The sequence below is a fragment of the Gaetbulibacter jejuensis genome (genome assembly GCF_039524015.1).
Taxonomy (GTDB): Bacteria; Bacteroidota; Bacteroidia; order Flavobacteriales; family Flavobacteriaceae; genus Gaetbulibacter_B; species Gaetbulibacter_B jejuensis.
In genome coordinates, this window is sequence record NZ_BAAAGF010000005.1 from 281,203 (window position 1) to 292,443 (window position 11,241).

Annotated in this window: 10 protein-coding genes; 5 read left to right on the forward strand and 5 right to left on the reverse strand. The window is 32.3% G+C overall.

Annotated features, from left to right (window positions below; genetic code table 11):
• Window positions 1-5 precede the first annotated feature (5 nt).
• The 4 genes from bamA (at window position 6) to murI (ending at window position 5,116) form a co-directional block, all read left to right on the forward strand.
• A complete protein-coding gene (gene bamA, locus ABD011_RS15245; protein ID WP_238155824.1) occupies window positions 6-2,549 on the forward strand; it encodes an outer membrane protein assembly factor BamA in 2,544 nt (847 codons plus the stop codon).
• Window positions 2,550-2,718: 169 nt separating this feature from the next.
• Window positions 2,719-3,726: an OmpH family outer membrane protein gene (locus ABD011_RS15250; RefSeq protein WP_131508849.1), complete on the forward strand. Its 1,008-nt coding sequence runs from the start codon at window positions 2,719-2,721 to the stop codon at window positions 3,724-3,726.
• 36 nt (window positions 3,727-3,762) lie between these two features.
• The gene (locus ABD011_RS15255; RefSeq protein ID WP_129761173.1) at window positions 3,763-4,272 is read left to right on the forward strand and encodes an OmpH/Skp family outer membrane protein; all 510 of its coding nucleotides are present in this window, start codon (window positions 3,763-3,765) and stop codon (window positions 4,270-4,272) included.
• 64 nt (window positions 4,273-4,336) lie between these two features.
• Window positions 4,337-5,116 carry a glutamate racemase gene (gene murI, locus ABD011_RS15260; RefSeq protein WP_343799651.1) on the forward strand — a complete coding sequence of 260 codons (780 nt, stop codon included), beginning with the start codon at window positions 4,337-4,339 and terminating at the stop codon, window positions 5,114-5,116.
• Here murI and ABD011_RS15265 read toward each other — a convergent pair.
• From ABD011_RS15265 to ABD011_RS15275, 3 genes are read right to left on the reverse strand one after another with little or no spacing between them, the layout of a single operon-like run.
• Entirely contained in the window at window positions 5,113-5,631 is a 519-nt protein-coding gene (locus ABD011_RS15265; protein ID WP_129761175.1) for a gamma carbonic anhydrase family protein, read from the reverse strand. The two genes, murI and ABD011_RS15265, sit on opposite strands and share 4 nt — an antisense overlap.
• 6 nt (window positions 5,632-5,637) lie before the next feature.
• Complete coding sequence (locus tag ABD011_RS15270) at window positions 5,638-6,372, reverse strand: LytR/AlgR family response regulator transcription factor (RefSeq protein ID WP_131508847.1); 735 nt, start codon at window positions 6,370-6,372, stop codon at window positions 5,638-5,640.
• 45 nt (window positions 6,373-6,417) lie between these two features.
• The gene (locus tag ABD011_RS15275) at window positions 6,418-8,586 is read right to left on the reverse strand and encodes a histidine kinase (protein ID WP_343799653.1); all 2,169 of its coding nucleotides are present in this window, start codon (window positions 8,584-8,586) and stop codon (window positions 6,418-6,420) included.
• A 210-nt stretch (window positions 8,587-8,796) separates the two neighbouring features.
• Here ABD011_RS15275 and ABD011_RS15280 point away from each other — a divergent pair, with 210 nt between their 5' ends.
• A complete protein-coding gene (locus ABD011_RS15280; protein WP_343799655.1) occupies window positions 8,797-9,951 on the forward strand; it encodes a vWA domain-containing protein in 1,155 nt (384 codons plus the stop codon).
• Between the two features lie 146 nt (window positions 9,952-10,097).
• Here ABD011_RS15280 and ABD011_RS15285 read toward each other — a convergent pair whose 3' ends face one another.
• Both ABD011_RS15285 and ABD011_RS15290 read right to left on the reverse strand, forming a co-directional pair.
• Window positions 10,098-11,105 carry a PorP/SprF family type IX secretion system membrane protein gene (locus ABD011_RS15285; RefSeq protein ID WP_129761179.1) on the reverse strand — a complete coding sequence of 336 codons (1,008 nt, stop codon included), beginning with the start codon at window positions 11,103-11,105 and terminating at the stop codon, window positions 10,098-10,100.
• A gap of 9 nt (window positions 11,106-11,114) precedes the next feature.
• On the reverse strand, window positions 11,115-11,241 hold a 127-nt coding region (locus tag ABD011_RS15290; protein ID WP_343797820.1), incomplete at its 5' end, for a T9SS type B sorting domain-containing protein.

Below are 11,241 nucleotides of genomic sequence, written 5' to 3' on the forward strand. Positions count from 1 at the left end.
TACCCTTGAAAACCTTTACTAATATATTTTTTATTGCACTTTTCTTTCTTTTTTCAAGTGTAGCAATAGCGCAAGAGCCAACTTACAACACAGGTCAAAAGTACATAATTGGAGATATTACCGTAACTGGTAATACTAGTTTTGGTTCTCAAACCATTATTTCATTTTCAAGATTAAATAAAGGTGATGAAATTGTAATTCCTGGTGAAAAAATAAGTAACGCTATTAAAAGGTTATGGGGTTCTAATTTGTTTAGCAGTATTGATATTTACCTTGTAAGACTAGAAGGAAACACTGCTTATTTAGAAATAAACTTAGAAGACTTACCTGAGCTTAACGAAGTAACTATTGATGGTATTAAAAAATCTAAAAAAGAAGCTGTTATTACTGAAAACAAGCTTACCAAAGGTGCTAAGGTTACTGAAAACTTAATTACTACAACAAGAAATTACCTTACCAATAAATACAAGAAAAACGGTTTCTTAAACACAAAAGTTACTGTAAACACTAAAGAAGTAATTGACTCTATTCAAAAAAGTAGAGTTGACATGTCAATAAAAATTGATAAAGGTGAAAAGGTAAAAATCAAAAAAATCAACTTCATAGGTAATGAAAAAATAGCTGATAAAAAGCTAAGAAAAGCCATGAAGAATACTAAGCAAAAAAACCCAATACGTATATTAAAACGTTCTAAATACATTCAAGAAGATTACAAAGAAGACCTTGTAAGTATTATAGATAAGTATAAAGAAAACGGTTATAGAGATGCTCGTATACTATCTGACTCTATAATTATTAATGATGACAAAACCATCTCTCTAAATATAAATGTAGAAGAAGGAGAACAGTACAAATTTGGTAAAATAACCTTTGTTGGTAACAGTGTATATACTGACCAGCAATTAGCAAGTGTGCTTAAGATAAAAGAAGGTTCTACATACAATGGTGTTGAATTAAGAAAACGTATTGCTGACGATACTAAACCTGATGCTATTGATTTAACAAACCTATATCAAAATAATGGTTACCTATTCTCAACAATAAACCCTGTTGAAGTAAGTGCTGATGGTAACGTTATTGATATGGAAATTAGAATCTCTGAAGGTAAACCAGCATATTTTAATAACGTTTCAGTATCTGGAAACGACAAAACAAACGACCATGTAGTTTATCGTGAACTTAGAACTAAACCAGGTCAACTTTACAGCAAGCAAAATGTAATTAGAACTATTAGAGAGCTTGGTCAATTAGGATTTTTTGATGCTCAACAACTAGTTCCTAACATGAAAAATTTTAATACTGTAGATGGCACTGTTGATATTGAATATGAAGTTGTAGAGAGAGGATCAAGTCAAATAGAGCTACAAGGTGGTTATGGTGGTGGAGGCTTCATTGGTACTTTAGGATTGTCTTTCAATAATTTCTCAATGAAAGACATCTTTAAAAAAGATGCCTACAAACCTGTACCAATGGGAGATGGTCAAAGTTTAGCTTTAAGACTACAAGCAAGTAGATTTTTCCAAACCTATAGTTTTTCATTTTCTGAGCCTTGGTTAGGTGGTAAACGTCCTTTACAGCTATCAACCTCAATATCTCATACTAAACAGTTTTTATATAATGCAGTGACAAGAGATGCTGATAAAGACAGACGTTTTAACATTACAGGAGTTTCAGTGGGTCTGTCAAAACGTTTAACATTCCCTGATGATTATTTCCATTTATCTCAAGCAATCAGCTTTCAGCATTATAACCTGAAAAATTACAACACAGGATTATTTACATTTGGTGACGGTTATTCAAACAACTTAGCCTATACTGTTGGTTTAAGCAGAAATAACACAACTGCTGACCCAATATATCCAATGGGAGGTTCAAATTTTGCAGTTTCTGCTAAACTATCTTTACCATATTCTTTGTTTAACAATGTAGACTATAAAGCCTTAAAAGAAGAAAGAGATGGCTTAGATCCAACTGATGAAGATGATTCAGTTAGAATTAGTGAAATTGACCAGCAGCGTTATAATTGGTTAGAGTTTTATAAAGTAAAGTTTAAAGGAGATTGGTATACAAGAATCGTTGATAAACTAGTAATAAAGTCTGGTTTAGAATTTGGTTTCTTAGGAGCATATAATAATGATAGAGGTGTTATTCCATTTGAACGCTTTTTCTTAGGAGGAGACGGTTTAGGTAACTACTCTTTAGACGGAAGAGAAGTTGTTCAGCTTAGAGGTTACCCTAACCAATCATTATCATCTACTGATGGAGGAACTATCTACAATAAGTTTTCTATGGAAATACGTTATCCAATCACATTGGGTGCACAGGCTAAAATTTATGGATTAGGATTTATTGAAGGTGGTGCTTCTTTTGATAACTTTAGAGATTATAACCCTTTTAACATTAACAGATCTGCAGGTTTTGGTCTAAGAATATTTATGCCAGCATTTGGATTATTAGGTATTGATTTCGGACACGGGTTTGATGCTCTTCCAGGAGAAACTACTAAAAATGGATGGGAAACCCACTTTATTATTGGACAGCAATTTTAACTTTGGCACGATATTTTCTAATATCCTTTTGAAGGTTTTAACTAGAGTGTTAAAATTTTTAAGAATATATTTCGTTAATTTGAATAATATTAGTTTAAATGACGGAATAACAAATAAAATCTGTCATTTTAAGTTTATAGATGCTTTCAATAAATCAAAAATATAACAGATGAAAAATAAAGTTCTTTTTTTACTGGCAATTATAGGTCTTATAAGCCTTAATTCTAATGCGCAACGTGGTGTTAGAATTGGCTATATAGACACCGAATACATTTTACAAAACGTCCCTGAGTACCAAGATGCAACGTTACAACTAGACAAAAAGGTTCAACAATGGAAAACCGAAATTGACCAACGTCTTAATGTGATTGAGCAAAAAAAGACTCAGCTTAATAATGAGCGTGTGCTTTTAACAAAAGAACTGTATGAAGAACGTTTAGAAGATATTACTTTTGAAGAAAATGAAATATTAGATTACCAACAAAAACGTTTTGGTCCAAATGGTGATTTAATGATTCAAAAGCGACAGTTAATTCAGCCTATTCAAGATCAAATTTTTGCAGCTGTACAAGAAATAGCTGCTAATAGAAAGTATGATTTTGTATTTGACAAATCAGCTGATGTAGTTATGCTTTATTCTGCTGAACGTTTTGATATTAGTGAACTTGTAATAAGAAGTATTACACGTTCTGCAAAAAGAACTCAAGCTCAAAACAAAGCTGAACGAAGAGCTGCTGAAGATGAAGATGTAGTTCCTGAAATAAATGAAGAGCTAGAAGCAAGAGAAAAAGCACTTGAAGAGAAAAAAGCTGCTCGTGAAAAAGCAATTGAAGATCGAAGAGCAGAGCAAATGGCTAGAAGGGATTCAATAAAAGCTGCAGCACAAGCTAAAAGAGAAAAAATGCTAGAAGAACGCGCTAAAGCAAAAGCTAAAAACGATAGTATTAAAAACAGTAAAAAAGAAGGTGTAAAGACTGATGGAGATACAACTGGTAAAACAGCTGCTGAAATTGCCGAAGAGAAAAGACAACAAAAAATAGCAGATAGAGAAGCTAGAAAAAAGGCATTAGAAGAAAGAAGAAAAAAAATAATAGCCGATAGAGAAAAAGCTAAAAAAGAACGAGAGGAACAGAAAAAAGAAAAAGACTCTGTACCTAGTGACAATGATAATAACTAAAAGCAAACAATAATTATAACACGTAATACTTTAAAAATGAAACAATTTAAGACCCTTTTATTTGCAGCTATACTTTTTTTAGGAGCTACATCTTTTTCAGTAGCGCAAAGTAAAGTTGCTCATATTAACACAAATGAGTTAATTAAAGATATGCCAGAAATGAAAGCTGCTAAAGCTGAAATTGAAAAGCTTACTAAAACTTATGAGGCTGAGATAAAAACAATGGCAACAGAACTTCAAAACAAAATGAAGCAATACAATGCTGAAGCTGAAACTAAAACTGAAGAAGAGAACATGAAAAGAGCTGAAGAAGTTCAAACTATGGAGCAAGGTATTCGTCAGTACCAAGGGCAAGCTCAAAAAGATCTTGCTGAAAAAGAGGCTGCATTGTTAAAGCCAATTTTCACTAAAGCTAAAGAAGCTATTGAAAAAGTTGCTGCTGCTCAAGGTTTTGATTATGTACTAGACGCTAGTGAAGGTGGTGGCGTATTAGTATCTAAAGGAAAAAATCTTTTACCTGACGTAAAGAAAGAGTTAGGATTTTAATAATCACTAATAAAAACACAAAGAAAGCCGCTTTTATAAAAGCGGCTTTTTTATTTTTGTAATAATGAGTACACAGCCTATAGGTATATTTGATTCTGGTGTTGGTGGCACCTCTATATGGAAAGAGATAAATTTGCTCTTGCCTAATGAAAACACTGTATATCTAGCTGATAGTAAAAACGCTCCTTATGGCTTAAAAACCAAGTCTGAAATTATAGATTTAAGTATAAAAAACACTGAGTACTTACTTAAAAAAAACTGCAAAATAATTGTAGTAGCTTGCAATACAGCTACTACAAATGCTATTAAAGTTTTAAGAGAAAACTACCAAATACCTTTTATTGGTATTGAACCTGCAATAAAACCTGCATCTTTAAATACACAAACAAAAGCTATAGGTATTTTAGCTACAAAAGGAACACTTTCAAGCGAGTTATTTCATAAAACCACAAACTTATACAGTAGCGGCATAACCATTATTGAACAAGTAGGAAATGGTCTTGTAGAGCTTATTGAACGAGGTGAAATACAATCAGAGGCTATGAAATCGCTTTTAAAAACTTACCTACAGCCAATGATTGAAGCTAATATAGATTACTTGGTTTTAGGTTGTACACATTATCCTTATCTTATGCCTTTACTGCTTGAGATACTTCCTAAGCATGTAAAAATTATAGACTCTGGTGAGGCTGTTGCACGACAAACAAAATTTATTTTAGAGACCAAACAGTTACTCAATAAAATCCCTATTTCGGCTAACTATGAGTTTTATAGTAATGCAGATACAAGTGTTATGAAAACACTTTTAAATGGTGATTATACTGTTGAGCAATTAGACTTTTAATCTTCTTTAAACCAACTAGAATACTTTACATAATTATTGGCTATTCTATCAATTTCTCCTGAAATTAATTCTTTACTAATGTCTTTAACTTTTTTAGCTGGTACACCTGCATAAATGCTTCCTGCTTCTACTCTAGTGTTTTGAGTTACTACTGCTCCTGCTGCAATAATACTATTGCTTTCCACAACACAGTCGTCCATAACAATACTTCCCATACCAATAAGTACGTTATCATGAATGGTACATCCATGAACAATAGCATTATGACCAATGGATACATTATTTCCTATAGTGGTTGGTGACTTTTGGTAGGTTGCATGTATTACAGCTCCATCTTGCACATTTACTTTATTACCCATTTTTATAAAATGAACATCGCCACGTATAACAGCATTAAACCACACACTACATTGATTACCCATAGTAACTTCTCCAACAATAGTCGCGTTTTCTGCGATGTAGCAATCGCTTGGTATTTGAGGTTGTTTTCCTTTTACTGGTTTTATGATTGGCATAACTTCTTATTTAAAATATGATAACAATTCAGACTTTTTAGATGCTGAAACCATTATTTGCTTTCCGTTACTAAGTATAACGCTACCTCCTTTTCCTTTTACATATTTGGTAACCTCGTTGACATTTACCAAATAGCTTTTATGCACTCTAGCAAAACTACTATCACTTAATGCATCTTCAAAATACTTTAAAGTTTTACTCACTAATTTCTTTTTATCAGTATTCAAATAGATTTCGGTATAGTTATCATCAGCTTTACAGTATAAAATATCTGCTGTATTCAAAACTTCAAATCCATCTTGTTGCGGAATGGTTATTTTTCCATTGACGCTATTTGTTTTAGGAACTAAAACTTGGTCTTGTAGTGCTTCTTCCTTGGTTTTAATTTCAGTAACATAATCTACCGCTTTTATAAGTTCATCTATTGAAATAGGCTTCATTAAATAATACGAAGCATGAGCATTTAAAGCTTCAATTGCATAATGGTTGTATGCTGTTACAAAAACGGTTTCAAAATCTATATCACCAACTTTATCTAATAAGTCAAAAGCATTACCATAAGGCATTTCAACATCAAGAAACACTAAATCTAAGTCATTATTTCTTATGAGTACCAAAGCTTCATCAACATTTGCTGCTTCACCCAATACGTCTACATTTGGGCAATACTTTTTTAAGTAATTTTTTAAAATATCTCTACTGGTTTCTTCGTCTTCTACTATAATTGATTTTAGTTTCATATTGTATATGTTGGAAGTTTAAAATTAGAAGTAAATCTTCTAGTTTCAATCTTTTTTTAAAGTTACAACTACTTTTGTTCCTGCATCTTCAGCATCTTGAAAATCGTCAATAAAAACATCAACTTTATCTTTGTACATAGCATTTAAAATAGCAACTCGCTTCTTAATATTACCCATACCTTTTGAGTTTTGTTTTTGTTGATGCTCTGTCTTTAAAGCTTTTGAACGCTCACGTCCTATACCATCATCGGCTATTGTAATAGTGATTTCGTCATTGCTTTTAGGTGAAATTGTAATACTTAAATGTCCTTTTTCTGTTTTATACCTTAGTCCATGCCATACTGCATTTTCAATATAAGGTTGCAATAACATTGGAGGGATTTGATAATCGTGAACATTAATGGCTTCATCTACATTGATACTGTAATCGAACTTATCTTTAAATCTAAAATGCTCTAGCTTTGTATATAGCTGTAACAATTCTATTTCTTTTTCTAACGGAATAAAGTCTTCTTCACTATTCTCCAAAACAGCTCTCATAAGATGTGAAAAATCTGATAAATACTTGTTAGCAGTACGTTCATCATTTGAAGCTATAAAACTATTTACCGAGTTTAGTGCATTAAAAATAAAATGCGGATTCATTTGACTTCGCAACGATTTTAAAGCAAGTAAGTTATTTGCTAATCGTTGTTGCTTGATGTACTTAAACATAAAATAAGCCGTTACCAACAGCAATACCAAACCACCAATTAATGAGTAAATTATAAGTTGTTGACGCTTGTTACGCTCAATAGTAAGCTGATATTTACTTTCAGAAAGTTCTCTATCACTCTCCAAACTACTAATACGGTTTTGCTTTTCGGCAATGTTTCTATTAAAACGTGCTATTTGGGAAATTTCCTGTTCCTTTTTTATATAAAGTTCGTCTACAGCTTGCGTGTATTCTTCAAAAGCAGCTTTTGCCTTGTCATAATCGCCTGCGTCTTCGTACACATCAGACAATCGTCTTAATCCGTCTTTTTTTACAATTAAATCTTCTTTTGAATCGGCTTCTTTTATACTCTTTTCAAAATAAGTAATAGCACTGTCGTAGTCTTTTTTCAAAAAGTAAGCATTTCCTATTTTATAGTTTTGCTTTTGGGGTGTAATAGCACTTTCATTTTCAATTATTGAATCTTTTGCAATGTCTTCAATATCTTCTAAAGCTTGTTTTCTAAGCTCAATTTCATCAGTATAATTTTGATTAAGATTATTGAACTCTGCCACTACCACTTTTTCTTCAACCGATCGTTTTATATTCTCCTGTGAAGCAAGATTAAGTGAATTAGAGAAAAACCCTTGTGCTTTATCAACTTGCCCACTTGCGTTATAGGCTTGTGCAATTTTAGAGTTTAAATCTGTAACCTTTGGAGTGATTAAGTGCTTTTGAGCGACGTTTAATCCGTTTTTATAGTTGTCAATAGCAGCATTGTAATTTTTGATATTTAGATAAGTATCTCCAAACCCTTCATACAATGTTACCAACTGATAATTGGATAATTCTGCTTTATTAATAGCATTAAAAGTTTCTAGACTTTCTTGATAGTTCTTGTTTAGTCTATAGGCTAAACCTAGTTTTAATTTGGCCTCATTGGTTTCAAAATTTTGAAGGCTTATTCGGTAATTGGTAGTTGCAAGATCGTACTGTTTCCATTCTTTATAAATATCAGCAAGAAGTTCATAAGCCTCTGCGTTTTGTTTTACTGAATTACTATTTTCTAATGCTTCAGTAACAAATTGAATCCCCTTTTCGGCATCTTTCTTTAAATAATATGAAGCCGAATCAATCATTGCGTTATAAGTAACTAAATTGTTTTTTCGCTTATTTAAATTCTTTTGGTAGGGAGAAACTGCTTGCTCAACTTCAATAATAATCCTATCATCAGAAGTAATAGTGTGGTAAACTGTTTCAAAATCTTTATGCCTTACAACAAGTTCGTCACCTTTTTTAACATGTATTCTAAATTTACCATCAACATCAGTCATGGTATATGCGCCTCCATTAACTTCAATATTAACTCGTGCAATAGGCTCAAACGAAGCCTTTTCTCGTACCTCGCCTCTTATTAAAAAAGTTGGTTCATCAACCTTATTTTCACTAACCTGAGCTAACGTTAAACTGGTAAAACTAGTAAATAGAATAATGACTAAATATGTTACTATTTTTTTCATTCAAAAAATTCAATTGAATAAACATACATACTTTAATTGAGTATTTAAAATCAAAACTGTTCACTTGTTCATAAATCCGCTTCTTAAATGACAGTTTCACTCAATTTTAAAAGCTCTTCACTCATTTATAATACGTGTTTACTCATTGTTGTTTTTTCTGTAAAAAAGTTGATTCTAGCTTTACAGCATTAATCATAAAACGAATAAAAAATGAAAACCATTTTAAAATCAGTAGCATTAGTCTTGTGCATTGTAGCATTTACCTCCTGCAATGCCAACACTAAAAAAGAAAGCAATCTTGCAATTGCAGAACATAAAGTAACCGATCAACCAAGTAAGCAATTTATAAAAGTAGCACTTCTACTAGACACCAGTAATAGTATGGATGGGTTGATTGATCAAGCTAAAGCACAACTTTGGGAAATTGTTAATGAGCTTTCCTATGCAAAATGTGATGACAACAAACCAAACTTACAAATTGCACTTTACGAGTATGGAAACGACAAACTTAATGGAGATGAAGGTTATATAAGACAAGTTTTAGCATTTAGTAACGACTTAGACGAAATCTCAAAACAACTATTCTCACTAACAACCAACGGTGGAAATGAATACTGCGGACACGTTATTCAAACTTCATTAAATCAGTTAAAATGGGGCTCAAATGCAGATGACCTAAAACTTATTTTTATTGCAGGAAACGAACCTTTTACTCAAGGTAGAGTTAACTATAAAACTGCAGCAAAATCAGCTCATGATAAAGACGTAACTATAAACACTATTTTTTGTGGAGATTATAACCAAGGTATTTCAGGATATTGGAAAGATGGTGCAGACTTAGCCCATGGTGATTATATGGCAATAAACCACAACATAAAAACCACCTACGTTGCCACACCTTTTGATGACGATATTTTAAAACTCAATCAAAAACTTAACAACACCTATGTAGCTTATGGCAATTACGGTAAAGAAAAAATGGCACTTCAAAGAGAACAAGATACTAATGCCGAAAGCTACAGTAGTGCCAATGCTGTAAGCAGAACTGTAAGCAAAAGCTCTCATTTGTATCTAAATTCAACTTGGGATTTAGTTGATGCTCTAAGCGACAAAAACTTTAGTTTCGACGATTTAAAAGAATCCGATTTACCTGCTGAGTTAAAAGGCAAAACCAAATCTGAAATTAAGGCTTATGTTACTAAGAAAAAACAAGAGCGTGAAGACATTCAAAAAAATATACAAGACCTAAACGAAAAAAGAAGAGTGTATATTCAATCACAACAAAAAGAAAATGACAACGGATTGGAAAGTGCAATGATTAAAGCCATTAAAACACAAGCCAAAGCCAAAAAGTATAAATGGTAATTATGGTGCTTGCATTGCAACTTATAGGGTTACAATGCAACGTGCTTTCGGTAGTCGCTATCAAAGATGAGCTCCAACAACTACCTCAATCACTAACACAAATAAAAAAGTCTCGACAAAATCGAGACTTTTGTATTTTTTTATGTTTAGTTAATTGCAGGGCAATTACATTCATATCTTTCTCGTTTACAACCAAAGTTATACCCTAAAGTAATTTGGTGAAAACCTCCATTGTTAAACACTACAGAATTTGCTTGGTAAGAATACGTGTAAGCAAATACAAAGTTGTTATAATCAACACCTATAAATGGTGTAATGTATTGTAATTTTTGACTGCTCACTCCAGAACCATCTAAAAACTCTGCACCATCTAAACTTCTTCTGTAAGATAAACCACCCCAAACTTTACCAAAGTCCATTTCTTTATAAACCTTAGCGTTTATATCGATAGATGACTCTTCAGTTGCATCACGATACATAAACATTATAGAAGGTTCATAACTCCATTCGCTACCATATTTTCCAAAAACATGTCCAGCTGAAAACAAGTACGTTCTTAAGTTATCATAACTTAATCCTTGCTCATTAAAGTTTATTCCCTCATTTTTAAGTAAATTCTTTATAGTTGCATGCGCATAAAAATCATATAAATGATATGAGAACCCAAAATCAACATTAAAGTTCGTAGCACTTTGCTCGATACCTGCTATAATTGGGTCAAAACCTTCATCTAAAAAAGCAGTTTCGTCTAATTTATACTGAATTAATCCGGCACTTAAACCAAATGACAGCATGTTTAAGTCTATCTCATTACGAGAGAACATAATGTGGTGAGCATACGTAAAATAGGCTCCAGTTTGAGAATGATAACCATTCTTATCATTATAAACAATACCTCCAATTGCAGATGGAGAGTCTCCAATTCTACTATTAATACTTAATGTTTGTAAACTTGGGGCATCATCTTGACCAAACCATTGTTGTCGTGCTGTTAATCTTACTTTAGCACAATTAGCAACACCAGCCATTGAAGGATGAATAAGATAATAATTATCCGTTAAATAATCTGAGTAAACTGGAAGCCCTTCTTGGGCTACTCCAAATTTTGTAACTAATGCTAAAATTGCTATTAAACAATACTTTTTTAAGTTCATATCAATAAATTATCGTTTCAAAGTAAAGTGAGCTTTAAACTCTTTTCTCTGCCCACCAATTGGTTCGTCGTACTCTACTACAAACCAGTAATCACTTGATGGCATTGGGTTTCCATTGTAGGTTCCATCCCATCCT

Coding starts and splice junctions, on each gene's coding strand:
- ABD011_RS15250 (WP_131508849.1), top strand. CDS start 2,719: ATGAAAAATAAAGTTCTTTTTTTACTGGCAATTATAGGTCTTATAAGC.
- ABD011_RS15255 (WP_129761173.1), top strand. CDS start 3,763: ATGAAACAATTTAAGACCCTTTTATTTGCAGCTATACTTTTTTTAGGA.
- murI (WP_343799651.1), top strand. CDS start 4,337: ATGAGTACACAGCCTATAGGTATATTTGATTCTGGTGTTGGTGGCACC.
- ABD011_RS15265 (WP_129761175.1), bottom strand. CDS start 5,631: ATGCCAATCATAAAACCAGTAAAAGGAAAACAACCTCAAATACCAAGC.
- ABD011_RS15270 (WP_131508847.1), bottom strand. CDS start 6,372: ATGAAACTAAAATCAATTATAGTAGAAGACGAAGAAACCAGTAGAGAT.
- ABD011_RS15275 (WP_343799653.1), bottom strand. CDS start 8,586: ATGAAAAAAATAGTAACATATTTAGTCATTATTCTATTTACTAGTTTT.
- ABD011_RS15280 (WP_343799655.1), top strand. CDS start 8,797: ATGAAAACCATTTTAAAATCAGTAGCATTAGTCTTGTGCATTGTAGCA.
- ABD011_RS15285 (WP_129761179.1), bottom strand. CDS start 11,105: ATGAACTTAAAAAAGTATTGTTTAATAGCAATTTTAGCATTAGTTACA.